This is a genomic window from Pseudomonas sp. AM4(2022), from assembly GCF_036346515.1.
Classification (GTDB): domain Bacteria; phylum Pseudomonadota; class Gammaproteobacteria; order Pseudomonadales; family Pseudomonadaceae; genus Aquipseudomonas; species Aquipseudomonas paracarnis.
Genome location: NZ_JAOTNW010000004.1, coordinates 155,922 through 180,389 on the forward strand (window position 1 = coordinate 155,922; position 24,468 = coordinate 180,389).

Annotated in this window: 22 protein-coding genes; 13 read left to right on the plus strand and 9 right to left on the minus strand. The window is 60.4% G+C overall.

Annotation, left to right across the window (positions count from 1 at the left end):
- Nucleotides 1-72: 72 nt before the first annotated feature.
- Nucleotides 73-195: a PA1414 family protein gene (locus tag ODQ19_RS07400; protein ID WP_003193089.1), complete on the plus strand. Its 123-nt coding sequence runs from the start codon at nt 73-75 to the stop codon at nt 193-195.
- 204 nt (nt 196-399) lie between these two features.
- Here ODQ19_RS07400 and ODQ19_RS07405 read toward each other — a convergent pair whose 3' ends face one another.
- Nucleotides 400-1,782: a sodium:solute symporter gene (locus ODQ19_RS07405; RefSeq protein WP_330209699.1), complete on the minus strand. Its 1,383-nt coding sequence runs from the start codon at nt 1,780-1,782 to the stop codon at nt 400-402.
- Nucleotides 1,783-1,945: 163 nt separating this feature from the next.
- Nucleotides 1,946-2,896, minus strand: a complete 951-nt coding sequence (gene speB, locus ODQ19_RS07410; RefSeq protein WP_116667009.1) for an agmatinase — start codon at nt 2,894-2,896, stop codon at nt 1,946-1,948.
- Nucleotides 2,897-3,153: 257 nt separating this feature from the next.
- Between speB and ODQ19_RS07415 the strand changes: the two genes are divergently transcribed.
- From ODQ19_RS07415 to ODQ19_RS07445, 7 genes are all read left to right on the plus strand, one after another.
- Nucleotides 3,154-4,047: a LysR family transcriptional regulator gene (locus ODQ19_RS07415; RefSeq protein WP_034108063.1), complete on the plus strand. Its 894-nt coding sequence runs from the start codon at nt 3,154-3,156 to the stop codon at nt 4,045-4,047.
- Nucleotides 4,048-4,054: 7 nt separating this feature from the next.
- Entirely contained in the window at nt 4,055-4,654 is a 600-nt protein-coding gene (locus tag ODQ19_RS07420) for a tRNA-uridine aminocarboxypropyltransferase (protein ID WP_330209700.1), read from the plus strand.
- Between the two features lie 105 nt (nt 4,655-4,759).
- On the plus strand, nt 4,760-5,662 hold the full coding sequence (gene cysM, locus ODQ19_RS07425; protein WP_003193080.1) for a cysteine synthase CysM: 903 nt from the start codon (nt 4,760-4,762) through the stop codon (nt 5,660-5,662).
- The gene (gene rlmD, locus ODQ19_RS07430; protein ID WP_330209701.1) at nt 5,662-7,014 is read left to right on the plus strand and encodes a 23S rRNA (uracil(1939)-C(5))-methyltransferase RlmD; all 1,353 of its coding nucleotides are present in this window, start codon (nt 5,662-5,664) and stop codon (nt 7,012-7,014) included. The genes cysM and rlmD overlap by 1 nt, the downstream gene beginning before the upstream one ends.
- Before the next feature lie 121 nt (nt 7,015-7,135).
- Nucleotides 7,136-9,379: a GTP diphosphokinase gene (gene relA / locus ODQ19_RS07435; RefSeq protein WP_003193076.1), complete on the plus strand. Its 2,244-nt coding sequence runs from the start codon at nt 7,136-7,138 to the stop codon at nt 9,377-9,379.
- A 152-nt stretch (nt 9,380-9,531) separates the two neighbouring features.
- Nucleotides 9,532-10,365: a nucleoside triphosphate pyrophosphohydrolase gene (mazG, locus tag ODQ19_RS07440; protein ID WP_330209702.1), complete on the plus strand. Its 834-nt coding sequence runs from the start codon at nt 9,532-9,534 to the stop codon at nt 10,363-10,365.
- Between the two features lie 25 nt (nt 10,366-10,390).
- Complete coding sequence (locus tag ODQ19_RS07445) at nt 10,391-10,936, plus strand: DUF2058 domain-containing protein (protein ID WP_014719402.1); 546 nt, start codon at nt 10,391-10,393, stop codon at nt 10,934-10,936.
- A gap of 65 nt (nt 10,937-11,001) precedes the next feature.
- Here the strand turns inward: ODQ19_RS07445 and ODQ19_RS07450 are convergent, their stop codons facing one another.
- From ODQ19_RS07450 to purM, 7 genes are all read right to left on the minus strand, one after another.
- A complete protein-coding gene (locus ODQ19_RS07450) occupies nt 11,002-13,122 on the minus strand; it encodes a TonB-dependent receptor (RefSeq protein ID WP_330209703.1) in 2,121 nt (706 codons plus the stop codon).
- Nucleotides 13,123-13,124: 2 nt separating this feature from the next.
- Nucleotides 13,125-14,345, minus strand: coding sequence for an MFS transporter (locus tag ODQ19_RS07455; RefSeq protein ID WP_116667002.1), 1,221 nt, complete (start codon nt 14,343-14,345; stop codon nt 13,125-13,127).
- Nucleotides 14,335-16,260: an IucA/IucC family protein gene (locus ODQ19_RS07460; RefSeq protein ID WP_330209704.1), complete on the minus strand. Its 1,926-nt coding sequence runs from the start codon at nt 16,258-16,260 to the stop codon at nt 14,335-14,337. The genes ODQ19_RS07455 and ODQ19_RS07460 overlap by 11 nt, the downstream gene beginning before the upstream one ends.
- Before the next feature lie 188 nt (nt 16,261-16,448).
- A complete protein-coding gene (locus ODQ19_RS07465) occupies nt 16,449-16,637 on the minus strand; it encodes a hypothetical protein (RefSeq protein ID WP_003193064.1) in 189 nt (62 codons plus the stop codon).
- Nucleotides 16,638-17,003: 366 nt separating this feature from the next.
- Nucleotides 17,004-17,717 carry a DUF3108 domain-containing protein gene (locus ODQ19_RS07470; protein ID WP_014719399.1) on the minus strand — a complete coding sequence of 238 codons (714 nt, stop codon included), beginning with the start codon at nt 17,715-17,717 and terminating at the stop codon, nt 17,004-17,006.
- Nucleotides 17,718-17,725: 8 nt separating this feature from the next.
- A complete protein-coding gene (purN, locus tag ODQ19_RS07475; RefSeq protein ID WP_330209705.1) occupies nt 17,726-18,376 on the minus strand; it encodes a phosphoribosylglycinamide formyltransferase in 651 nt (216 codons plus the stop codon).
- Complete coding sequence (gene purM, locus ODQ19_RS07480) at nt 18,376-19,434, minus strand: phosphoribosylformylglycinamidine cyclo-ligase (RefSeq protein WP_014719398.1); 1,059 nt, start codon at nt 19,432-19,434, stop codon at nt 18,376-18,378. Before purM ends, purN begins: the two co-directional genes overlap by 1 nt.
- Before the next feature lie 341 nt (nt 19,435-19,775).
- Here purM and ODQ19_RS07485 point away from each other — a divergent pair, with 341 nt between their 5' ends.
- From ODQ19_RS07485 to ODQ19_RS07505, 5 genes are all read left to right on the plus strand, one after another.
- Entirely contained in the window at nt 19,776-20,816 is a 1,041-nt protein-coding gene (locus ODQ19_RS07485; RefSeq protein ID WP_116666998.1) for a DUF2066 domain-containing protein, read from the plus strand.
- Nucleotides 20,817-20,869: 53 nt separating this feature from the next.
- The gene (locus ODQ19_RS07490) at nt 20,870-21,943 is read left to right on the plus strand and encodes an AI-2E family transporter (protein ID WP_003193054.1); all 1,074 of its coding nucleotides are present in this window, start codon (nt 20,870-20,872) and stop codon (nt 21,941-21,943) included.
- A 204-nt stretch (nt 21,944-22,147) separates the two neighbouring features.
- Entirely contained in the window at nt 22,148-22,852 is a 705-nt protein-coding gene (hda, locus tag ODQ19_RS07495; RefSeq protein ID WP_116666997.1) for a DnaA regulatory inactivator Hda, read from the plus strand.
- Nucleotides 22,853-23,061: 209 nt separating this feature from the next.
- The gene (locus ODQ19_RS07500; RefSeq protein WP_003193051.1) at nt 23,062-23,691 is read left to right on the plus strand and encodes a C40 family peptidase; all 630 of its coding nucleotides are present in this window, start codon (nt 23,062-23,064) and stop codon (nt 23,689-23,691) included.
- Nucleotides 23,692-23,835: 144 nt separating this feature from the next.
- Nucleotides 23,836-24,375: a C40 family peptidase gene (locus ODQ19_RS07505; protein ID WP_116666996.1), complete on the plus strand. Its 540-nt coding sequence runs from the start codon at nt 23,836-23,838 to the stop codon at nt 24,373-24,375.
- Nucleotides 24,376-24,468: the final 93 nt, after the last annotated feature.

The following is a 24,468-nucleotide window of genomic DNA, read 5'->3' on the forward strand; positions in this document are numbered from 1 at the left end:
TAGGGCTACTATCACTGTAGGAAACGGCGACAGAACTCACGCCGGCCAGCACTACCCTCAAAGGGGGCAATCATGAAAGAGAAAATCCAAAACTGGCTCCACGACCTTGGCGTTGCGTTGGGCTTGATCGAGCCTCCGCTGCAACCAGTGCCGATCCGCACGGATGACGAGCAGCGTCGGCCACGTCGCCGCTAATCACGCGGTCTAAAAAATGTGGGAGCGGCGGTGCGACGATTCGACTTGCTCGCGAAAGCGGTGTGTCAGGCAACGAAAAGGTTGAATGACACACCGCTTTCGCGAGCAAGCCCGCTCCCACAGTTGTTTTTCACCAGGCAAAAAAACGGGCGCGACCTCCGACGTCGCGCCCGCTGAAGAAAATATCCCCGTCCCTGTTATAGCTCAAACCACCGCAGCCGCCACTTTGTCGGGGCGACGCGACAGCAAACTCACCAGCACAAAGCTCACCAGCGCCACCGCCAGGCTGTAGTAGATCGGCGTGTTTGCATCCAACCCATCCTTGAACATAAACACCAGCGCGGTCACGAAGCCCAGGCTCATGGACGTGATTGCGCCCGAGGTCGTCGCGCGCTTCCAGAAGATCGCGCCGATCAAGGGCACCAACATACCGCCCACCAACAGGTTATAGGCCAGGGTCAGGGCGCTGATCACATCGTTCACCACCAAGGCGATACCCAGCACGGCAATGCCGGTCAACAGGGTAAACAGGCGATTGATGCGCAGGCTCGACGCCTTGCCGCCGCGCAGGCGGGGCAGCAGGTCTTCGGTCAACACGGTGGAGGCGGCGAGCAGGCCGGCGCTGGCGGTGGACATCATGGCGGCCAGCGCGGCCGCGATGACCAGGCCGCGAATGCCGTCCGGCAGCGAGGCTTTGACGATCGCGGCGAAGGCATTGTTGACGTTGTCCAGGTCCGGGATCAGCACATGGGCAGCCATGCCGATCAGCGCACAGGCCAAGCCGTACAGGATGCAATAGAAACCGGCGAAAGTGCCCGCGTACTGGGCGACCTTTTCATCTCGGGCAGTGAACACTCGTTGCCAGATATCCTGACCGATCAGGATGCCGAAGAAGTAGATCATGAAGTAGGTGATGATCGTGTCCCAGCCGATTGCGGTAAAGCTGAAGTTCGACGCCGGCAGCTTAGCCACCAGCTCATCCCAGCCACCGACGCGGTACAGGCAGATCGGTAACAGGATGAACATCAGGCCGACGGTCTTGATCACGAATTGCACAATGTCGGTGAGGGTCAGCGACCACATGCCACCGATGGTCGAATACACCACCACCACGCCGCCGCCCACCAGTACCGACAACCAGAACGGCAGGTCGAACAGCACTTGCAGCACGGTGCCGATGGCCAGAATCGAGGTCACGCCGATCATTAGCGCGTAGGCCAGCATGATCACCGCGCTGGCCTGGCGGGCCATGGGGTTGTAGCGTTTTTCCAGGACCTGGGTGACGGTGAAGATTTTCAGCTTCAACAGGGGCTTGGCCAAGAACAGGTTCAGGGCAATGATGCCCGCGCCGAGTGCGGCGCACAGCCAGAAACCCGAAATACCATGCACATACCCCAGGCGCACGGTGCCGACGGTGGAGGCACCGCCCAGCACCGTGGCAGCCATGGTGCCCATGTACAGCGATGGGCCGAGGTTGCGGCCGGCGACCAGGTAGTCTTCGTGGGTTTTGGCGCGACGCATGCCGTAGTAGCCGAGCACCAGCATGCCGGCGGCGTAGATGAGTACGACGAATAAATCCAAAGCCATGACGGCGGTTCTCCGATTATATTTTTTATGGGCGATCAGGCGGCAGTTGGCTCGGTAAACACGCGAGCGAAGGTCAGGTACATCGTTGTCGGGGATCTGTGCGACCCCCTTGGTTGTGAGTGTGAAGACGCGGTTTTTTTCGTTCTCAGCGCGTTCGCCCTTATCAGCGATGCGCGACGCCAGGCAATACGCAGAGCATTTCGTACAGCAAGTTGGCGCCCAGCAACGAGGTATTGCCGGTGGTGTCGTAAGGCGGCGAAACTTCTACCAGGTCGCAACCAATCAGATCGAGGCCCTGGCAGCCACGGATGATTTCGATGGCCTGGATGGTGGTCAGCCCGCCAATTTCCGGGGTGCCGGTGCCGGGCGCCCAGGCGGGGTCGATGCCATCGATGTCGAAGCTCAGGTACACCGGGCCGTCGCCGACTTTTTCCCGCACTTCGGCCATCAGCGGCGCGAGGGAGTGATGCCAGCATTCTTCGGCCTGGACCACACGGAAGCCTTGCTTGCGGCTCCAGTTGAAGTCTTCGGCGGTATAACCCTGGGCGCGCAGGCCGATCTGCACCACGCGGTCGCAATCGAGCAAGCCTTCTTCCACGGCGCGGCGGAAGGTGGTGCCGTGGGCAATTTTCTCGCCGAACATATGGTCGTTGACGTCGGCGTGGGCATCGATGTGCACCAGCCCGACCTTGCCATGTTTTTTGTGGATCGCCCGCAGGATCGGCAGGGTGATGGTGTGGTCGCCGCCCAGGGTCAGGGGGATGACGTCGTGCTCGAGGATCTCGTCGTAGGCCTCTTCGATGATGCGCACCGCGTCGAGCAGGTTGAAGGTATTGATCGCCACGTCGCCGATATCGGCCACCGACAATGAGTCGAAGGGGGCAGCGCCGGTGGCCATGTTATAGGGGCGGATCATCACCGACTCGGCGCGGATTTCCCGTGGGCCAAAGCGTGTACCGGCGCGCAGCGAGGTGCCGATATCCAGGGGCACGCCGATAAAGGCGGCGTCCAGGCCCTTGGCGGTTTGCAGGTGGGGAAGACGCATCATGGTGGCGATGCCGGCGAAGCGCGGCATTTCGTTGCCGCCCAGTGGTTGGTGGAAAATCTTGTCCACGGGATTGCCTCATCGTTGTTTTGTTTATTGATGGCCGATTCTGCGAAAAGCCTGGCTTAGGAAGAATCGGCAGAGGCAAATACTTAGTTCAGATTTTTCTAAACTAAAGTCTGGGGTAAACTCCATGGTCTCTGTAGGAGCGAGCTTGCTCGCGAAAAACGTCAACGATGATGCGCACGTCCAGAATGTACGCGGCGTTCTCAGGTTTTTCGCGAGCAAGCTCGCTCCTACAGTTAGTTGAAGTTTATGGAGCCCCCATGGCCAACGCCTTGCCCGACCTGAAACTCCTGCGCATCTTCGTCAGCGTCGTGCGCCATCAAGGGTTTGCCAATGCCCAGCACGAGCTCAACCTGTCGACGTCGGCCATCAGCACCTACATGAGCCAACTCGAGTCAGCCTTGGGGCTTGTGCTGTGCCATCGTGGCCGTGGCGGCTTCAGCCTGACCAGCAAGGGCGAGCTGTTTCATCAGGAAACCCTGCGCCTGCTGGGCGAACTCGAAGGTTTCGAGCAATACGCTGCCGCGTTGAAAGGCGAGTTGCGCGGCACCCTCAAGCTTGGGGTGCTCGACTCCACCGTCAGCGACAAGGCCTTGCCGTTCGCCGAAGTGATTGGCGCCTACAGCCTGGAGCACCCGGCGGTGCATTTGCACCTGTCGGTGATGAGCCCCTACGAATTGCAACTGGGGGTCCAGGACAATCGCCTGGACCTGGCCATCGGTGCGTTTTCCAACCGCATGAGTGGGCTGATCTACATGCCGCTGTACCGCGAACAGCACTGGTTGTATTGCAGCACCCGACATCCTCTGTTCAACGAGCGGCGCATCCCGGAGCAAGTGATCACCCAGCAACGCATGGTCGGGCGAGGTTACTGGAGCCAGGCCGAGCTGGCGCGCCACGGCTTCAAGCATAGCGCTGCCACGGTGGAAAGTATGGAAGCGCAACTGATTCTGGTGCTGTCGGGCGCTTATATTGGCTACCTGCCAGAGCACTACGCCCAGGCCTGGGCTGACAAGGGCGACCTGCGCGTTTTGCTGCCGGCCACCTTCGGTTATCAGGCACCGTTTTCGATGATCATGCGCCGTGGCCGTAGCCGCGAGCCCCTGATCCAGACCTTTCGCGATTTGCTCAAGACCCAGCTCAACCAGGCCTGAACACACCATGTCCCGACCCCACTGCCCGCGCTGCCTGCGCCCGACCACGCACTGCCTCTGTGCGCTGATCCCCCACCTCGACAGCCGCACCCGCGTGTTGCTGTTGCAGCACCCGAGCGAGGTCGGCCATGCGCTCAATACTGCGCGGTTGGCGGCGTTGGGCCTGAACAACGCGCAGTTGGTGGTGGGGGAGGTGTTTGATGACCTCGCGACGCTATTGAGCCCGCCTGGCTATCGGGCACGTCTGTTGTTTCCGGCGGATGACGCCGAGCCGCTGCACGCCTACGCACCTGACGATCAGCCACTGCTGTTGGTGGTTCCCGATGGCACCTGGCGCAAGGCGCGCAAACTGTTGCACCTCAACCCCTTGCTGGCGGCGTTGCCCCGGGTGACATTGGTCGAAGGTGGCGTTTCCCGCTATCGCTTGCGCAAGGCGCCGGGGCCTGGCGCCTTGTCGACGGTCGAAGCGATCACGCAAGCGTTGCAGGTATTGGAAGCGCCGACGTCGTTTGAGCCACTGCTCAAACCCTTTGAAGCGCTGATCGAAGGGCAGATTGCTGCGATGGGCGCTGAAGTATTCCAGCGCAACCATGGCGACCCGACGTAAACCCGGCTTATGCCTTTAAGCCATAAGCACCACACTTTGCGTGATATGGCCCGCCGGCCTTTCCCGGTATGATGTGCGCCCCGCAGTCTGGATTGCGAATACGCCATGACCTTGCAGTACCCAACAATCGCCGATTGTGTCGGCAACACGCCCCTGGTCCGCTTGCAACGCATGGCGGGTGAAACCAGCAATACCCTGTTGCTCAAACTCGAGGGCAACAACCCGGCCGGTTCCGTCAAAGACCGCCCGGCACTGTCGATGATCGCCCGCGCCGAGTTGCGTGGGCAGATCAAACCCGGCGACACCCTGATCGAAGCCACCTCGGGTAACACCGGGATCGCCCTGGCCATGGCCGCAGCGATCAAGGGTTACAAGATGGTGCTGATCATGCCTGACAACGGCAGCGCCGAGCGCAAGGCGGCGATGACCGCCTATGGCGCCCAACTGATCCTGGTTACCCAGGAAGAAGGCATGGAAGGCGCCCGCGATCTTGCCGAGCGCATGGCCGCCGAAGGCCGTGGCGTGGTGCTCGATCAGTTCGCCAACGGCGACAACCCCGAGGCGCACTACACCAGCACCGGCCCGGAGATCTGGCGCCAGACCCAGGGCACCATCACCCACTTCGTCAGCTCCATGGGCACCACCGGTACCATTATGGGCAACTCGCGCTACCTCAAGGAGCAGAACCCGGCGATCCAGATCGTCGGCCTGCAACCGATGGAAGGCGCGGCCATCCCGGGCATTCGTCGTTGGCCCGAAGAGTATTTGCCGAAGATCTACAACGCCACGCGCGTAGACCGCATCATCGACATGGCCCAGCGCGAAGCCGAAGACACCACGCGCCGCCTGGCCCGTGAAGAAGGCATCTTCTGCGGCGTGTCCTCCGGTGGCGCCGTGGCCGGTATGTTGCGCTTGTCCAAAGAAGTGGAAAACGCGGTGATCGTCGCGATCATCTGTGACCGAGGCGACCGTTACCTGTCGACCGGCATTTTCGACGAACCCAACTGATGGCCAAGCACGAGAGAGGCCTGCGCTTCCAACCGACGGGCGGCAGCCGGGCCCCACAGATACCCGTGGGCAAGAAACAGCGCCTGACCATCGAGCGCCTGGCCAATGATGGCCGGGGCATCGTGTTCTTTGAAGGCCGCACCTGGTTTGTGAATGGTGCGTTGGCCGGCGAAGAAGTGGAGGCCCGGGTGTTGGGCGCCCACGGCAAAGTGGTCGAAGCGCGTACCGAACGGGTATTCCAGGCCAGCGAGTTGCGTCGCCCGGCACCCTGCGCCCATGTTGGCCGCTGCGGCGGTTGCAGCGTGCAGCACCTGCCCCATGAAGAACAACTTGCCCTGAAACAGCGCATGCTTGCCGAGCAATTGTCCCGGGTAGCCGGCGTCGAGCCACAGGAGTGGGCAGCGCCGTTGAGCGGGCCGGAATTCGGTTACCGGCGCCGCGCCCGCGTAGCCGTGCGTTGGGACGCCAAGGCGAAGCAACTCGAAGTGGGTTTTCGCGCCGTGGCCAGCCAGGACATCGTCGCTATCGATGATTGCCCGGTGCTGGTACAGGCCTTGCAGCCGATCATGCAGCGTTTGCCCACGATGCTGCGTCGTTTGAGCAAACCGCAGGCGTTGGGGCATGTCGAGTTGTTCAGCGGCTCGTCCATCGCGGTGTTGCTGCGGCATATGGCGCCGTTGTCCGAGGCTGACCTGCAGGTCCTGAAGGAATTCTGCACCTTCCATGACGCCCAATTGTGGCTGCACGGGGAAGGGCAGCCGGAGCCTGTCGAACCGGGTCAGGCCCTGGGCTTCCGTTTGGAGGCGTGGGATCTGGAGCTGGCGTACCGTCCGGGCGACTTTGTGCAGGTCAACGCCGGGGTCAACCAGGCGATGGTCGCCCAAGCCCTGCAATGGCTGGCGCCACAAGCCGACGAACGGGTACTGGACCTGTTTTGCGGCCTGGGCAACTTTGCCCTGCCACTGGCTCGCCACGTACGCGAAGTGGTGGCGGTGGAGGGCGTACAGGCCATGGTGGACCGTGCGGCCCTCAATGCCGTCAGCAACCATTTGCATAACGCACAGTTTTTTCAAGCCGATTTGTCCCAGCCTTTGACCGACGCAGAATGGGCCAAACAGGGCTTTTCTGCGGTACTCTTGGACCCACCCCGCGATGGTGCCCTGGAGGTTGTGCGCAAACTTGCCGCCTTGGGGGCCAAGCGCCTGGTGTATGTGTCCTGCAACCCAGCCACGCTGGCGCGGGACACGGTTGAGTTGGTCAAGCAAGGCTACCGGCTAAAGCGTGCCGGGATCCTCGACATGTTTCCGCAGACCGCGCATGTCGAGGCCATGGCGTTATTTGAAGCGGGCTAGGATGCCCGTTTAATCCGACTGGCCTGCGTTCTCCAGGGCCTGAACACTGCCACGGAGTTCGCAGTAAAAGTCGGCGATGATTTTGGCGCATCGAAGGTGCGTCGTAGGGAAGGTAAGCAAGATGGTACAGGTGAGAGCACACCAGCCGATCAACACCGACGGCAGTATCAATCTCGAGGCATGGCTGGATCATGCCGTCAGTGTCGACCCGGCACTGGACCGTGAAGCCTTGAAAGCAGCCTGCGAGTTCGCTCGTGAGTCTGAACAGCAAGACAATGCGGCCAAGAACCTGTGGGCCGAAGGCACTTCAAGTTTTCGCACTGGCCTGGAAATCGCCGAGATCCTGGCCGATCTCAAGCTGGATCAGGATTCGCTGATCGCCGCCGTGCTCTATCGCGGCGTGCGCGAAGGGCACATTGCGTTGCCGCTGGTCAGCCAGCGTTTCGGCGCGGTGGTGGCCAAGCTGATCGACGGCGTGCTGCGCATGGCGGCCATCAGCGCCAGCCTCAGCCCGCGCCAGTCGATGGTGTTGGGCACCCAGGGCCAGGTAGAGAACCTGCGCAAAATGCTGGTAGCGATGGTCGACGACGTACGCGTCGCCCTGATCAAGCTGGCCGAGCGTACCTGCGCGATCCGTGCGGTGAAGACCGCCGATGACGAAAAGCGCAACCGTGTGGCCCGCGAAGTTTTCGATATCTACGCGCCGCTGGCCCATCGCCTGGGCATCGGCCACATCAAGTGGGAGCTGGAGGATTTGTCCTTCCGCTACCTGGAACCCGACCAGTACAAACAAATCGCCACGCTGCTGCATGAGCGGCGCCTGGACCGCGAGCGCTTTATCAGCGACGTGATGGGCCAGTTGCGTTCGGAGCTGCAGGCCACCGGCGTGGACGCCGACATCAGCGGCCGCGCCAAGCACATCTATTCCATCTGGCGCAAAATGCAGCGCAAGGGCCTGGCCTTCAGCCAGATCTACGACGTGCGTGCGGTGCGCGTGCTGGTGCCGGAAATGCGCGACTGCTACACCGCGCTGGGCATCGTCCACACCCTGTGGCGACACATTCCCAAGGAGTTCGACGACTACATCGCCAACCCCAAGGAAAACGGCTACCGCTCGCTGCACACGGCGGTAATCGGCCCTGAAGGCAAGGTGCTGGAAGTGCAGATCCGCACCCACGCCATGCACGAAGAGGCCGAGCTGGGGGTGTGCGCGCATTGGCGCTACAAGGGCACCGACGTCAAGGCCGGGTCCAACCAGTACGAAGAGAAAATTTCCTGGCTGCGCCAAGTGCTGGAGTGGCACGAAGAACTCGGCGACATCGGCGGCCTGGCCGAGCAACTGCGGGTGGATATCGAGCCGGACCGGGTCTATATCTTCACGCCTGACGGCCACGCCATCGACTTACCCAAGGGCGCCACACCGCTGGACTTTGCCTACCGCGTGCACACCGAAATCGGGCATAACTGCCGCGGCGCCAAGATCAACGGGCGCATCGTGCCGCTCAACTACAGCCTGCAAACCGGTGAACAGGTCGAGATCATCACCAGCAAGCACGGCACGCCGAGCCGCGATTGGCTGAACCCGAACCTGGGCTACATCACGACCTCGCGAGCGCGGGCGAAGATCGTCCACTGGTTCAAGCTGCAGGCGCGTGACCAGAACGTCGCCGCCGGCAAGACCTTGCTTGAACGCGAACTGGCGCGCCTGGGCCTGCCTCAGGTGGACTTCGACAAGCTGGCCGAAAAGGCCAACATGAAGATCGCCGAAGACATGTTCGCCGCCCTCGGCGCGGGCGACCTGCGCCTCGCGCAACTGGTCAACCTGGCCCAGCAACTGGTCGAGCCGGAGCGCGGCAACGAACAGCTCGAGCTGATCCCGCGCAAAGCCACTGGCTACAAGCCGGGCAAGCGTGGCGATATCCAGATCCAGGGCGTGGGCAACCTGATGACGCAAATGGCCGGCTGCTGCCAGCCGTTGCCGGGCGACGCCATTGTCGGCTACATCACCCAGGGCCGTGGCGTGAGCATTCACCGCCAGGACTGCGCCTCGGTGCTGCAACTGGGCGGGCGCGAACCGGAGCGGATCATCCAGGTCAGTTGGGGCCCGGTGCCGGTGCTCACGTATCCGGTGGACATCATCATCCGTGCCTACGACCGTTCCGGCTTGCTGCGTGACGTCTCGCAAGTGCTGCTCAACGAGCGGATCAACGTGCTGGCGGTCAACACCCGTTCGAACAAAGAAGACAACACTGCGTTGATGTCCCTGACCATCGAGATTCCGGGGTTGGACGCACTGGGACGGTTGCTGGGGCGGATTTCCCAGTTGCCGAACATCATCGAAACCCGGCGCAACCGCACCCCATGATTAGCTGAATGAACGCGCAGTAACCTGTGGGAGCGGCTTGCTCGCGAATGCGGTTTGTCAGTGCCGGATGTGTTGACTGGCCCACCGCCTTCGCGAGCAAGCCCGCTCCCACATTGGATTTTCAGTGTTTTCACTCCAGCGGAAAGAGACTGATGTATTCACTCGAAGACCTGCTGCACCTGATGAACCGCCTGCGCGACCCGCAATACGGCTGCCCATGGGACATCAAGCAAACCTACGCGACCATCGTCCCGCACACCTTGGAAGAAGCCTATGAAGTGGCCGACGCCATCGAGCGCGGCGACTTTGACCATCTGCAAGGCGAGCTGGGCGACCTGCTGTTCCAGGTGGTGTATTACAGCCAACTGGCGCGGGAAGAAGGGCGCTTCGAATTTGCCGGCGTGATCGACAGCATCACCCGTAAGTTGATTCGCCGGCATCCTCATGTGTTCCCAACCGGCGACCTGTACGCACCGCTGGATATCCCGCAGTTGAGCGAAGAACAGGTCAAGGAACGCTGGGAGCAGATCAAAGCTGAGGAGCGCGCAGAAAAGTCCGAGGCTCCCGAGCAACTCTCCCTGCTCGATGATGTGCCCACCGCCTTACCTTCGTTGTCCCGTGCGGCCAAATTGCAAAAGCGCGCTAGCCAGGTCGGTTTCGACTGGCCGTCCGCGTTGCCGGTGGTGGATAACGTGCGCGAAGAGTTGGACGAAGTGCTCGAAGCCATGGCCGATAACGACTCGGCGGCCATCGCCGATGAAGTCGGCGACCTGCTGTTTGCCGCGGTCAACCTGGCGCGTCACCTCAAGGTCGACCCGGAAACCGCCTTGCGCGGTGCCAATGCCAAGTTCGAACGACGTTTCCGATTTATCGAACAGGCATTGCGCGATACACACCAACCCATAGAAGATTGCACCCTCGAAGAGTTGGACGCCCTCTGGGGTGAAGCCAAACGTCAGGAAAAGAATGTGTCCAGCTGCGGTTGAGCAGTTGCCTAAGTGAGTAAGCACCATGAGCCTTTCCCTTCGCGACCAGTTGCTCAAAGCAGGTCTGGTCAACCAAAAGCAGGCCAAGCAGGTCGGCAAAGAGAAACAGAAACAGCAGCGCCTGGTCCACAAGGGCCAGGCCGAAGTCGATGATACCCAGGCGCGCCTGGCCGCTGAGGCACACGCCGAGAAGGTCAAGCGTGACCAGGAACTCAACCGCCAGCAGCAGGAAAAAGCCGAGGCCAAGGCGCGTACCGCCCAGGTCAAGCAACTGATCGAGACCTCGCGCCTGCCCAAGCTGACCACCGAGGACTACTACAACTTCGTGGATGACAAGAAGGTCAAGCGCCTGTCCGTCAACACGCTGATGCGCAACAAGCTGAGCAACGGCTCCCTGGCCATCGTGCACCACGGTGGCGGCTACGAGGTGATCCCGCGGGAAGCGGCGCTTAAGATCCAGGAGCGCGCGCCGGAGCGTATCGTGCAGCTCAACATCCTCACCGAAAGCCAGGTGCCGGATGAGGATGATCCGTACGCCGCATACCAGATCCCTGATGATCTGATGTGGTAAGCATCTAGAAACGACAAACCCCGCCAAAAGGCGGGGTTTGTGTTTTAGCGTGCAGCGTCAGCCTGTTACCAATCCACTGCGTAACTCAGGCTGAAGGTACGACCCTCGGCATTCGGGTACGGTGCGCGGGCGTTGGCCTGGGCGAACATGTTCTGGTAGTTGCGGTTGGTGAGGTTGTACACCGCACCTTCGAGGCGGCCTACCGGTAGCCTTACCGAGCCCAGCAGGTCGACCAGGGTGTAGCCCTGGATATCGCGACCGTTGTTGTCTTTGGCCGCAGCGTCATAATTGGCCAGGCGCATACCCTGCAAGCGCAGGCTGTAGTCGTCACGCTCATAGCCGACAAAGGCTGTGGTCTTGGCGGGGGAGATGCGGGTGGCAGGCAGGTCGATCCACTTGCCGTTCTGCTGGGTCTCGCCTTTGGCGTAAGCGTAAGTACCGCCGATGGACCATTGGTCGGTGATGTTATAGGTCAGGCCGGTTTCGACGCCACGCACGCGTTCTTTCTGATTGATCAGGCGCAGCACACGATCATTGGCATCATAGAACTGCGTGACATCCGAGGTGTTTTCGTACGCGGTGACACTGGCCTGCCACTTGTCCCAGTCGCCACGCCAGCCCAGCTCGTAGCTGTCGACTTTCAAGGCCTGGGCATTGAGATCCTGGATATCGTATTTGCTGTTCACGTCACGCAGGAAGCGCTGGATATCCGGTAGGGAAAAGCCCTGACTGAAGTTGACGAACACATCCTGGTTGTCGGTCAGGTGGTACACCGCACCGAGGTTATACAGCGTGTCATCGTATTTGAGCGTGCCACCGGGCAGTGTCGCGCGGTTGCCGGTCTGTACGATTTCGCCATACGCGATGCTGTCGGAGACCTTGCTCTCAATCCATTCGCGACGTACGCCACCGCGCAAGGTCCATTTGTCGATGTCGTAGGAGAGCTGGCCAAAGATGGCTTTGGTGGTGGTCTCGATATCTGGACCCAGTTCGAACGTGGTACCGGTTTTCGTGTAGGTCAGGCCATTGACCCGGTATTGGTCGCCACGCTGGCGTGAGGTTTCATGGTCGTAGTCCGCGCCCCATACCAGGTTGCCCGTTGCCGGGCCGATGTCCGGCATCTGGGTGTCGATCGCCGCACGCAGGCCGTAGACGTCCTGCACGCTGTTGTTATCTGACACGCCTGCCCGGCCTCGGGACAGGTCTGGAAAGAACAGGGCGTCGGCCCGCCGCCAGTAGCTTTCGACCTGCAGGCCCTGGCCGTAGAAATCCTTGTCGGCGTAGTTGAGGTTGACCGCCTGGTTGTGGGTGTAGGGTTGGTCGCCCAGGTCCAGACCTTTTACGGCGACTGCGTTGCTGGTGATGCGGGGGTTCTTGGTGTAGCGGGTGTCTTGTTCGTCCTTGTAGTCTTGCAGCGACAGGCTGATCTTCTTGTCGTCATCAAGCTCATAGCCGAAGCGACCTTGCAGGTCGTAGGTATCGGTGTCCATGTTGCTGCCCTGGGACGTGTCCTGGGGGATGCGCTTGCCATTACCGTCGAACTGATCGTTGCGCTGCACGGTGTTGCCCGAGAGGTACCAGTCCACCGGGCCCTTGCGCCCGGTGGCGCTTTGGAAGGCCTGGTAAGCGAACCCCTTGTGGCTGAGGTTGTTGCCGGCGGTCATGCCGATCTTGCTGCTGAACGCCAGGTCCTCACCTTGGTTGCGTTTGGTGATGATGTTGATGATGCCGCCCGATGCGCCTGCGCCGTAGACACTGCTGGCGCCGGAGATCACTTCGATACGCTCGATGCTTTCTGGCGCCACGCTGTTGAGTTGGCGGAAGTTATCGCGCGTGGCGTTTTGCGAAACCCCGTCGATCAGGATCAGGGTATTACGCCCGCGAAGCGTCTGGCCGAAGTTGCTCATGCCGCCGCTGGAAGGGGCAATGCCAGGCACCAGTTGGCCGAGGATATCTGCAACCCGACGTCCTGCCCCCGTCTGCTGGCGGATTTGCGCTTCATTGATCACCTGCACTGAGCCTGGAATCTGCGCAATGCTGGTTTCGCTGCGCGTGGCCGATACGACTGTCGCCTGTAATTGCAGGCTGGTCGGCGCTGCCTGTGTCTGTTCTGTCTGATCGGCCCAGGCAGGGGCACTTATTGACCCAAGAAGTGGCAGCAGTACTGCCAATTGCGATGTGTTCATGATCATGTCTCAGAGTTATTAGAAGTATTGACAGAAAAATCGGATGTTTCAGGCGCTCGGGCAAACGAACGGATGGCGCGGATACTCACGGCGGCCAAGGCGTAGGTCAGTGCGACCAGCCAGAAGCTGTGCGCCAGGCCCACCCACCCCATGCCGATACCGCCCAACAGTGCGCCGCACAGTGCACCTGCTTTGGCGGCGCTGTTGCCCATGCCCAGGGCAAAACCCTGCTGGCTGTGCGCTACGGTAGTGGCGATCAGTGTGTAGGCCACGGGCAACAAAGCACCCTGCCACACGCCCCACAGCAGCCGACTGGCGATAAACCCCGACCATTCACCGGCCAGCGCCGTGCAGGCCAGCGTGAAGGCGCAGGCCCACGTGACCCACTCGATGATGCGCAGCGTATGTGCTGGCTGATGTCGATCGAACAGGCGGCCCCACAACGGTGCGGACAGTGCCAGGGTCAGGGCGCTGGCGCCATAGCTGGCGCCGATCAGCCACGCGGGCGCGTGCAACACCTGGGCGACATATAAGGCGTAAAACGGTTGCGGCATCATCCTGGCTGCCTGGATCAATACGATGATCCCCAGCATCGCGCCAATCCAGCCTTTGGGGAGTGCGGCAGGCTTGGACGTGCGGGCAGGTCTGGATCGTGGTGAGTCACTGGGTAAAAACGCGCTGATTATCGCGCACAGCAGGCAGACGGCGGTGGCGCTGTAGCACAGCAATGCGAAACCGGATATGTCCATCAACCAGCCGCCCAACACCGGTCCGGCCAGGGAGCCTACGGCAGTGGCTGATTGCAGCCGGGCAAGAATGTGCCCCCGTCCGCCGTCGCCGCAGCGGGCCAGTGCGTAAGCTTGGGCTGCGGCGATGAAACCGGCCAATGCGCCTTGTACCACGCGGATGGCCACCAGCCACCATGGATCAGGCGTAATCGCAGCCAGCGCCTGGCACACCGCCAACGCCAGCAGCGCGCGGATAATCATGAGCTTATGGCCGGTACGGTCGCCGAGTCTTCCCCACAGGGGCGTGAGAATCATCGCCGCCATCATCGGCCCGGCATACACCAGCGAAGACAGCAGGCCGGTGTACTGGGCATTTGCAGTGCCCAGCAGCTTCTGGATTTGCAGCGGCCAGAACGGGCCGCTCATTTCCATCGCCCCCATCGACACCAACTGAATCACCACCAGCAGCCTTAGCGCTGTGTTGTTAGTCGGCATTGGCGGCCGCGCTCAACGGGTTAGGCAACCGCCCGACGATATCGGCATGACTCTCCAGCAGGCGCATGCGCATGAACGACTTGGCCGGCCACGCGTGCTCCAGCAGTGCTTCGCGCTCGGTGGCCCAGCGCTGCGGATCAACCTGCGAGCGCAGGTCGTCAAAACACTGGTTGACCTGAGCCGACAGTTCATTCCAGAGCAGCGCCTGGGGGATGTCGAAGTGGCGCGCGGCAAGCAGGATGAGCTCGCCCAGATGGCACATGAATACGGTGTGCAGCAGCTTGTCCCGTACGAAACCAGCGTCGTCGTACAGCGTCATCTTCGGGTCGTGCAGTTCAATGTCCAGGCCGTGGGCGTGCAAGGTCTTGCGGTCGATTCGAATATCGCCGAAGTCGCGCAACAGAAGGCGGCTTAATTGTCCGTCTGCGGCCATCACCATGAAGGAGTTCTGTTGATGGGCCTCAAAAGCGATGCCGTAGCGCAAATACATGCCCAGCAGCGCCGGCACACTGATCGCCGCGTAATCATGGAAGAAGGCGAGCATGGCCGCCGCGTCATCCTTGCCTTGGCTCAGGCGCACCCATTGGCGCAGTAGCGGCTGGCCGTGTTGATCAATGGCAAACAGGCTGCCCACCGGCACCGCCATTTCGTCCGGCTGGAGCTGGCTCTGGGGATTGTCGCGATAGAGCACCGCCAGGTGGCGAGAGTGCTCATCATTGGCCGGTTGTGGCTGGAAATGCACACCGATCCGCTCGGGCACGATGTTCAGGAGTTGTTGAATCGCAGGCTCGCGGTCCAGGATGCTCAGCAGCAGATGGCTGATCCGTGGGCCCATGCGTGCTGAACGCGGCGATACGGTGCGCTGTACGCTGGTCAGGCGCAGTGACACTGGCAGTTTGACCATCGGCGCATTGCGACGGCCTTCAGGCAACACGGTTCTGAATGACATGGTGGGGTGGGCGGTGAACGCGACGATATCGGTCAGCACCAGCAGTTTGTCGCCGATTTCGTTGGCGAACAGTTGAGGCAGCTCCTGATGGGCCTGCCAAGGATGGGCAGGCAACGGCAGATAATCGCTTGCCTGAAGGCCGTGTGCTTGCAGGGCTGCGGTCAATTGCTGTGCCGCTTGTGGAAAGTGCTCGCTCCACCACTGCCAGTAATCTGCGGTGCCGCCCAAGCGTTCGACATGGGCAAACTGGCGATGTAACGCGCACAGCAGCACCGGGAAGCGTGCTTCGAACTCAGGCGAATAGTCGATGACTTGTGCGGTATTCAGGCCCAGCTTGGTCTTGTAGTTGGGGTGCCATGGATGACCCAATGTTCCCCACTGTTCAAGCACGGAAGTCGGATTGATAACGCTCGGGCTGTTCTTGAGATGACTCAGCAGATTGTTTTGATGCACCGGGCCCATGGACGCATGCAGCTTGAGCGTCCATTGCTCATGGAAGGCGAGGCACAAGGTGTCGTTGATGAAGCTGTCGTCGATCTCGACGTTGAGGCGGTTGAGCACTTCCCGGTCGGCAGGCGACTCAAGGCTGGCGTTAAGCAACGTCAACAACTGTGATGGGAACTGGATTTTCTGTTCGGGCTGGCCTTCGCGCAACAGGATGACTTTGCCACGCAGGTCCCAGCTTGCCATGCGGCCAGGACGCAAATGATCAAAACGTAGGTGAGCCTGGCAAGGCAGTGTCAGCGAGCATTGCCCATGTTCGTCATAAGTGAGGGTGCTGGGGTCCAGCAGGCTTTCACGAAACAATGCTTGGATCAGGCGTTGGAAGCTACGTTCGGCGGCGGGGGCCAGCGTATTGATCAGGGCGTCGAGGCTGATGTGGCTGGCCTGAAATTGCGCGGTAGCAAGCGCTTCGCTCCAGCGTTCCAGCAACGCATTTTCTGGCTTCCTGCTATTTCCGTGCATCAAATTGATTCCCTAAACGTGAGCCTGAATGAAAGGCGCACGAATGATATCGAGAATCATTATTTGTGTGTGCTTTTGTTACATTAATTTATACCGAATCTTTGACAAAAAAACCGCGCTCGAATGGCGCGGTTTTTGATGTAGACGGCCCGGCTGCGTGGGCCGGGCGTCAACATGATTTCAGAGCTTCAGGAGCTTTTTGCCTGGCGTTGCAGTTCGAGAGTTTCCAGCTCGTTTTTATAATTGTGGGCGTCGCTCTCGTTGTGAAACATGCCGACCAATACGTCTTGCTGATGGACATCCCAGATGTGAATCCCGTGGCCTACTGCTTCATGGGACATATGTTCATCGTCGCGTTCAGTTACTTTTACAGTCATCTGCTTGCTCCAATCTCTGGTTGATCTGCGGCAAGTCGTCGCAGGCCTCTGTTATATGATTTGTTAGCTTGCTAAGTAAACTGATTTTGCGCGCAACAATTCATTGCAGGGAATGCAACAATGCTGGAGGCCGTGTAAACCAAGGCATTGCGTCGCCATCGCAGAGGTTTTATGACAAAAGTTTCATGTTCAGGCCGGCTAGGTTGACCTCGGCACCGCTATCGCAGGCAAGCCAGCTCCCATCTTGGAATGCATTCCACTGTGGGAGCTGGCTTGTCTGCGATAGCGGTAGTGGCTCCCCCTAAAAATCTCAGGCAAAAAAAAGCCCCGCATTCAGCGAGGCTCTTTTCCAGCACATCAGCGCAATCAGCTGCCTTTGACGGCCTTACCGTCAACGGTGCCATCCTGCAGCATGATGTTGTATTCCTTGCCGTCAGTCTCGACCTGACGCAGGGCAACCAGGATGCCGCCCTGGTCCTTGGCAAACCACATCTGCGTGATGCGTTTGCTCTGCGACGGGTCGCGCACGCGCTCGACCTTGATCGCGTCGATCGAACCGACCTTGGTCTGGACCTTTTCCGAGCCGATCACGCGGAAGTCGTAGGTATCGGTATCGGTACCCTCAACCACACGGTAGCTCATGCTCTTTTTGCCAGCGGCAACATCGCGTTGCAGAGCAAGCTGGTAGGTGGACTTGTCGAGCATGCCGCTTTCGAGAGTGACGTTGACCGGGTCTTTGTTTTCAAAGCCGGTGACTTTCTTGGCGCTCTGGTCGAAGTCCAGGTTGATCTTCTTCGCCTTGCCCAGGCCGCCGCGTTCGAAGCTGTAGCTCTTGGGTTGCAGGGTGTCCTTGTCGAACAGGATCACACTGGTTTCGGTCAGGCTGGCAATCATCATCGAGGCCTTGAAATTCAAGGTCCAGGTACCGTCGCCATTCTTGCTCAGGCTGCGTTCAGCCGAACCGCTCATGGGCAGTTGTTTCCAGTCGGCGGTGTAGCTGACGGAGAAGGGGTGAAGGTCTGCCGCTTGTACGGCAGGCAAAGCGAACAGCGCAAAAGCGAAAAGCAGGGCGCGACGCATAAAATCTCCTAGGTTCGAATCAAGTGGCCGCTGGCCGCGAGTAACTGGCCGTCCAATAATGCACCCTGGTCGCCAAGAATCAACCGTCCTTCGGCAAACCAGCGAACAGCCAGCGGGTAAATCCTGTGTTCCTGGGTATGAACCCGTTGCGCAAGCGTCTGCGCCGAGTCGCCTGACTCTACCGGAACCACTGCCTGTACGACCAGAGGCCCGCCATCGAGTTCCTCGGTCACAAAGTGCACGCTGCAGCCATGTTCACGGTCGCCGGCGTCGAGAGCGCGCTGGTGGGTGTGCATGCCTTTGTACTTGGGCAGCAGGGAGGGGTGGATATTGAGCAGGCGCCCTTCGTAGTGCCGGACGAAATCTGCGCTGAGGATGCGCATGAAACCGGCAAGGACCACGAGTTTGGGGTTGAAGGCGTCGATCAGTTCGATCAAGGCGCTATCGAAAGCCTCGCGACCGTCGAACGCCTTGTGATCCAGGGCGCGGGTGTCGATACCCGCGTCCCGGGCGCGTTGCAGACCGTAGGCGTCGCTGCGGTTGGAAATCACCGCAGCGATGCGCACCGGGCTGTCGCCGGTGCGCGTGCTGTCGATCAGGGCCTGCAAGTTACTGCCGGTGCCGGAAAGCAGCACCACGACATCACAGGTCTGGGGCATCAGTGAGCCTTGAGGTTCTTCAGTTCAACCTGGGCTGCGCCTTCGGCGGCAGTGGCGATCTGGCCAATGACCCAAGGTTGCTCGCCGGCCTCACGCAGCACGTTCAGCGCGGTTTCAACGTGTTCCTGCGCGACGCAGATCACCATGCCTACGCCGCAGTTCAGCACGCGGTGCATTTCGGTTTCGTTGACGTTGCCTTTTTCCTGCAGCCAATCGAAGACTGCCGGGCGCTGCCAGCTGGCCACGTCGACAATCGCCTGGGCGCCTTTTGGCAGTACGCGCGGGATGTTGTCCAGCAGGCCGCCACCGGTGATGTGGGCCATGGCCTTGACGGCGCCGGTGTCCTTGATCAGCTTGAGCAGTGGCTTGACGTAGATGCGGGTCGGCGCCATCAGCAGGTCGGTCAGTGGCTTGCCGTCGAGCTGGATGTTCTCGATGTCGGCGCCGGACACTTCGATGATCTTGCGGATCAGCGAGTAACCGTTGGAGTGCGGGCCGGACGATGGCAAGGCGAGCAGGGCGTCACCGGCGGCTACTTTGGAGCCGTCGATGATCTCGGCTTTTTCCACCACACCCACGCAGAAGCCGGCCAGGTCGTAGTCTTCGCCTTCGTACATGCCTGGCATTTCAGCAGTTTCACCGCCGACCAGGGAGCAACCCGACAGTTCGCAGCCAGCGCCGATGCCGGTCACGACCTGGGTCGCGGTCTCGACATTGAGCTTGCCGGTGGCGTAGTAGTCGAGGAAGAACAGCGGCTCGGCGCCGCACACCACCAGGTCGTTGACGCACATGGCGACCAGGTCGATGCCGATGCTGTCGTGCTTGTTCAGGTTCAGGGCCAGGCGCAGCTTGGTGCCCACGCCGTCGGTGCCGGACACCAGTACAGGCTGCTTGTAACCGGCCGGAATTTCGCAGAGGGCGCCGAAACCGCCCAGGCCACCCATGACTTCAGGGCGCGCAGTGCGCTTGGCGACGCTCTTGATGCGTTCGACCAATGCTTCACCGGCGTCGATGTCTACACCGGCGTCCTTGTAGCTCAGGGAGGGTTGCTTGCTCATGATCCAGGCCTTTAGGGGGGATTTCTGGGTAACGACCGGGCGGGCGGGGGCTTTTGGAAAGGGCCCTGCCGTTGACGGTCTGCGAAGGCGCGCGATTTTATCAGGCTTGAGGGGCAGCGGCCATCCTCGGGCCGACGGGCAGGGCATATGAGCTCAAAAAAATGCAAATCGGGCCGGTAATCGTGCGTATTAAGGTATAGCCTTGAACCCGCTATCGTTATGACAGTACAAAAACTTACCGAGGCCCTGTGAATGTTTTGCCGGGTGCTGTGGTCACAGCCTGGCTAAACCGATTCACGCGGTCTGTTCCAGCCGCTAAATTTGTCGTTCGGGAATCTTCCATGCGTCTGTGTAAATTCTTCTTTGTAGGCTGCTTGTCGTTGGTCAGCCTGGCGAGTCATGCCGAAACCCTCAATGGCCTCTATCAAGTACTCGAACCGGTCAGCAGCCAGTCGCCCCAAGAGCGCGACCAAGCCACCCAGCGTGCCGTACAGACCCTGGTGATCCGCCTGACCGGCGACGCCAAGGCCGCCGATGGCCCGGGCCTGGCGGCGATCCGCAAAGACCCGCAACAAATCATCAGCCAGTACGGCTACGACGCCGGCCCGCCGGAAAGCCTGCAAGTGGACTTCGACCCGGTCAGCACCGACCGCGCCTTGCGTGATGCGGGCCTGTCGATCTGGGGCAGCAACCGGCCGTCGATCCTGGGTTGGTGGCTGAACGATTCAACTGAAGGCAGCAGCCTGGTCGGCGATGGCCAGGCCGTTGCCCAAGCCTTGCGCCGGGCCGCGCAGCACCGGGGTCTGCCGCTGCGCTTGCCGCTGGGAGACCTGGATGAACAGGTAGTCGCCACCGCGCCGAATCTTGAAAGCCCGGACGCCACGCCTTTGCGTGCAGCGTCCGAGCGTTACGGTGCCGATGCTTTGCTGGCCGTGCATGCGCGCCAGGAAGGCAGTCAATGGCAGGCCAAATGGCGCCTGTGGCTGGGCGACAAGGCTGAGGAGGGTACCGCCCAAGGCGCTGACACTGCCGCGCTTGCCGACGCGGTATTGCTGGCGGTCAGCCAAAAGCTGGCGCCACGTTTTGCGGTCAAGCCTGGAGTGAGCAGTGAGCAACTGCTTGAAGTGCAAGGCATGAATCTGGAGCGCTACGCCGCCCTGGGTCGCTTGCTGGAGCCCTTTGGCGGCCAGCCGCAGTTAGTGGATGGCAACCGGATTGTGTATCGCGTCAATGGCAGCGCCGAACAACTGCGCACCCAATTGAGCCTGGCCAAGCTGCAGGAAATTCCTGCTGGTGAAGCCCCGGCCCAGCCAGCCGTGATCGAAGGCACGCAACCGGCTGTTGCACCTGAGCCACAGGCGCAACTGCGTTTTCGTTGGTAAATAGTGTTCCTCTTTCTATATAGAAGAAGGGCGTAAAACAGATGGAGTGGTTTATGGCGGATACGCGTCGTTGGGTGTGGCTTGGCGGGATTGTCCTGCTGTGCGTTTTTGTGTTCTTGCTGCATTCGATCCTGACGCCATTCCTGGTGGCGCTACTGCTCGCCTATCTGTTCGATCCCGTGGTGGATCGCCTGGAAAAAGTCGGCATGTCGCGCACCTGGGGCGTGATCACGGTGTTTGCGCTGTTCACGTTGATCATCACGGCGCTGGTGTTGATATTGGTGCCGATGTTGGCCAAGCAGCTGTTTCGTCTCTATGAACTGGCGCCGCAGATGCTCGACTGGTTGCAGCACACGGCAATGCCGTGGGCCCAGTCCAAGTTCGGGCTGGCGGATGGCTTCTGGAAGTTCGACAAGGTCAAGGCGGCCATCAGCGAGCATATGGACAAGACCACCGATATCGTCACGGTGGTGCTCAGCCAGGCGACTGCGTCGAGCCTGGCGCTGATCGGCTGGTTGACCAACCTGGTGCTGATCCCGGTGGTGGCGTTCTACCTGCTGCGAGACTGGGACATCATGATGGCCAAGATCCGCAGCCTGCTGCCTCGTGACCGCGAAGAGCGTGTTGTTTCCCTGGCGGCGGAGTGTCATGAGGTACTGGGCGCGTTCGTACGTGGCCAGTTGCTGGTGATGCTGGCCCTGGGGGTGATTTACGCTGCCGGCCTGATGGCGATCGGCCTGGAGCTGGGGCTGTTGATCGGCTTGATCGCGGGCCTGGCGGCCATCGTGCCCTACATGGGCTTTGTGATCGGCATCGGTGCGGCGCTGGTGGCTGGGCTGTTCCAGTTCGGCGGCGACCTGTATCCGATGCTCGGGATTGTCGCAGTGTTCATGGTGGGTCAGGCGTTGGAAGGCATGGTGCTGACACCGCTGTTGGTGGGCGATCGGATCGGCCTGCACCCAGTGGCAGTGATCTTTGCGATTTTGGCGGGTGGCGAGCTGTTCGGCTTTACCGGCATCCTGTTGGCGCTGCCGGTGGCGGCGGTGATCATGGTGCTGGTGCGCCATGTGCACGACCTGTACAAGGATTCGGACGTGTATACAGGGGTGGATGAGCCCGAGTTGTAATCGCGGTGTCACAAACCCGGCCCTGGCCGGGTTTGTTGTTTCTGGCACCGGGTGCGTCAAACAATCTGCGTAAAACCGCCGGGTTAACGCAAACCTTTGATTTTGCTTGTGGTCTGCTGCATTGTGCGCCCGGCGTCACGGGTATAAACTTTGCAAACTTTACATAGAGGCCACTAACGGTTCGATGGGAGCCGTTCAGTCAGCATGAAACCGATTCAGCTGCCCCTAGGTGTGCGTCTGCGTGATGACGCTACCTTTATCAACTACTACCCAGGCGCCAATGCCGCTGCACTCGGCTATGTGGAGCGGCTTTGCGAAGCCGACGCCGGGTGGACTGAAAGCCTGATCTATCTGTGGGGCAAGCATGGCGTGGGGCGTACCCACCTGCTGCAGGCCGCGTGCCTGCGTTTCGAGCAGACGGGCGAGCCGGCGGTCTACCTGCCCTTGGCCGAGTTGATGGACCGCGGGGTCGGTATCTTCGATAACCTTGAGCAATATGAACTGGTGTGTCTCGACGACCTGCAGGCAGTGGCCGGCAAGGCGGAGTGGGAAGAGGCGCTGTTTCATCTGTTCAACCGGCTGCGCGACAGCGGCCGGCGCTTGCTGATCGCCGCGTCCACCTCGCCGCGTGAACTGCCGGTGAAGCTGGCTGACCTCAAGTCGCGCCTGACCCTGGCGTTGATCTTCCAGATGCGCCCGTTATCCGATGAGGACAAGCTGCGTGCGCTGCAACTGCGCGCTTCCCGTCGTGGCCTGCACCTGACCGACGAGGTCGGGCACTTTATCCTCACCCGCGGCACCCGCAGCATGAGCGCGCTGTTCGATTTGCTTGAGCAACTCGACCAGGCTTCCCTGCAGGCGCAAAGAAAATTGACGATCCCTTTCCTGAAAGAAACCTTGGGCTGGTAAGGTCTTGATTTCCCTTGTGTCGGCATTTTCAAGGCGTCAGAAAACCTGCGTTTGAGCCCGAAGGGCTACGCAATTGCAGCGATAAATGGAATCACGGCTTAGATGGCATAGTCGAAACGATAAGTCACATAGATCGCGATTGAATTTGCAAATCGATGTGATAGAGGGCATAGTCTCGGCTTCTTTACACATCAGCCACGGTCGTGCCCATGCTAAATCGCTTCGCACCCCTCGTGCCTCTCGCACTCGTTACCCTGTTGTTTGGTTGCGCCTCCCACCCTCAGCAGGTGGCAGAACAGCAAAAACCACAGGTTCAAAATCAGGCAAAGTTCGTTGCTGCACAGTCTGCTTCTGTTTATGAAGAAGAGGTGGCAACCGAAAAAGAACTCGCCGAGTTCTCTGACAGCAAGCCTTACCAACTGCCTCTTCTGGCCGACAGCATCCTTGAGCGCGGCATGTCCTTGATCGGTACCCGTTACCGTTTCGGCGGTACCTCGGAAGCCGGTTTTGATTGCAGTGGTTTCATTGGCTACCTGTTTCGTGAAGAAGCCGGCATGAATCTGCCGCGCTCTACACGCGAGATGATCAACGTGAATGCACCGTTGGTCGCACGAAACAACCTCAAGCCCGGTGATCTGCTTTTCTTTAGTACCAGTGGCCGCGGTCGTGTCAGCCACGCCGGTATCTACCTGGGCGATAACCAGTTTATCCACTCCAGCAGCCGCCGCAGCGGTGGTGTTCGGGTCGATAACCTGGGCGACAGCTACTGGAGCAAAACCTTCATCGAAGCCAAGCGCGCACTCGCCATGGCCCCGACTACGGTTACCGCTAGTAAGTAAAGTTAAAGTGATACTTGAAGTTTGACGTGTAAGCGCTAGAATCCCTGGACATTGTTGTTATCCGTTCGCGCGAGCTTTGCTTGCGCGTTCTGGTTTTCAACGTTCGGCAGCGAAAGCCGCATCCAGACCAGGATTGTTCTGCACATGTCGACCTCGGCCCGCCTGATGCTTATTGTTTGCGCCGCGCTGCTCAGCGCCTGCGCCAGTCGTACACCGCCGCCCGCGCCCGTCGCGGTCAAGCCTAAGCCGGTGTTCAACTATGCCACCCAGAATTTCTCGCCTGCTGCCGAAGACGTGCTCTTTCGTGCGCTGGGCCTGGTCGGCACGCCTTACCGCTGGGGCGGCAACACACCAGACTCGGGGTTTGATTGCAGCGGCCTGATCGGCTTTGTATTCCGCGACGCTGCTGGCATCTCATTGCCGCGCACCACCCGTGAATTGATCGTGATGCGTGGCCAGGACGTCAGCGAACAAAACCTGCAAACCGGCGACCTGCTGTTCTTCGCCACCGGTGGTGGTTCGCGGGTCAGCCATGCGGGTATCTATGTGGGGGAGGGCCGCTTCGTACACGCGCCGCAAACCGGCGGTACGGTGAAGCTGGATACGCTATCCAAAGCGTATTGGCAGAATGCCTACCTGAGTGCCAAGCGAGTACTCCCGGGGAACCTGGCGCGTAACCCCTAGCCGAATACAGCACCCTATGTGGGAGCGGGCTTGCTCGCGAAAGCGGTGGTTCAGTCAGAAAATTTATTGACTGATACTCCGCCTTCGCGAGCA

What these genes read in the sequence shown, in the direction of transcription:
- ODQ19_RS07400 (WP_003193089.1), top strand. Translation starts at nt 73, where the DNA reads ATGAAAGAGAAAATCCAAAACTGGCTCCACGACCTTGGCGTTGCGTTG.
- cysM (WP_003193080.1), top strand. Translation starts at nt 4,760, where the DNA reads ATGACCTTGCAGTACCCAACAATCGCCGATTGTGTCGGCAACACGCCC.
- ODQ19_RS07450 (WP_330209703.1), bottom strand. Translation starts at nt 13,122, where the DNA reads ATGAACACATCGCAATTGGCAGTACTGCTGCCACTTCTTGGGTCAATA.
- ODQ19_RS07405 (WP_330209699.1), bottom strand. Translation starts at nt 1,782, where the DNA reads ATGGCTTTGGATTTATTCGTCGTACTCATCTACGCCGCCGGCATGCTG.
- ODQ19_RS07485 (WP_116666998.1), top strand. Translation starts at nt 19,776, where the DNA reads ATGCGTCTGTGTAAATTCTTCTTTGTAGGCTGCTTGTCGTTGGTCAGC.
- ODQ19_RS07490 (WP_003193054.1), top strand. Translation starts at nt 20,870, where the DNA reads ATGGCGGATACGCGTCGTTGGGTGTGGCTTGGCGGGATTGTCCTGCTG.
- ODQ19_RS07465 (WP_003193064.1), bottom strand. Translation starts at nt 16,637, where the DNA reads ATGACTGTAAAAGTAACTGAACGCGACGATGAACATATGTCCCATGAA.
- ODQ19_RS07500 (WP_003193051.1), top strand. Translation starts at nt 23,062, where the DNA reads ATGCTAAATCGCTTCGCACCCCTCGTGCCTCTCGCACTCGTTACCCTG.
- ODQ19_RS07455 (WP_116667002.1), bottom strand. Translation starts at nt 14,345, where the DNA reads ATGCCGACTAACAACACAGCGCTAAGGCTGCTGGTGGTGATTCAGTTG.
- rlmD (WP_330209701.1), top strand. Translation starts at nt 5,662, where the DNA reads ATGGCCAAGCACGAGAGAGGCCTGCGCTTCCAACCGACGGGCGGCAGC.
- mazG (WP_330209702.1), top strand. Translation starts at nt 9,532, where the DNA reads ATGTATTCACTCGAAGACCTGCTGCACCTGATGAACCGCCTGCGCGAC.
- purM (WP_014719398.1), bottom strand. Translation starts at nt 19,434, where the DNA reads ATGAGCAAGCAACCCTCCCTGAGCTACAAGGACGCCGGTGTAGACATC.
- ODQ19_RS07415 (WP_034108063.1), top strand. Translation starts at nt 3,154, where the DNA reads ATGGCCAACGCCTTGCCCGACCTGAAACTCCTGCGCATCTTCGTCAGC.
- ODQ19_RS07505 (WP_116666996.1), top strand. Translation starts at nt 23,836, where the DNA reads ATGTCGACCTCGGCCCGCCTGATGCTTATTGTTTGCGCCGCGCTGCTC.
- ODQ19_RS07420 (WP_330209700.1), top strand. Translation starts at nt 4,055, where the DNA reads ATGTCCCGACCCCACTGCCCGCGCTGCCTGCGCCCGACCACGCACTGC.
- ODQ19_RS07470 (WP_014719399.1), bottom strand. Translation starts at nt 17,717, where the DNA reads ATGCGTCGCGCCCTGCTTTTCGCTTTTGCGCTGTTCGCTTTGCCTGCC.
- purN (WP_330209705.1), bottom strand. Translation starts at nt 18,376, where the DNA reads ATGCCCCAGACCTGTGATGTCGTGGTGCTGCTTTCCGGCACCGGCAGT.
- hda (WP_116666997.1), top strand. Translation starts at nt 22,148, where the DNA reads ATGAAACCGATTCAGCTGCCCCTAGGTGTGCGTCTGCGTGATGACGCT.
- relA (WP_003193076.1), top strand. Translation starts at nt 7,136, where the DNA reads ATGGTACAGGTGAGAGCACACCAGCCGATCAACACCGACGGCAGTATC.
- ODQ19_RS07460 (WP_330209704.1), bottom strand. Translation starts at nt 16,260, where the DNA reads ATGCACGGAAATAGCAGGAAGCCAGAAAATGCGTTGCTGGAACGCTGG.
- ODQ19_RS07445 (WP_014719402.1), top strand. Translation starts at nt 10,391, where the DNA reads ATGAGCCTTTCCCTTCGCGACCAGTTGCTCAAAGCAGGTCTGGTCAAC.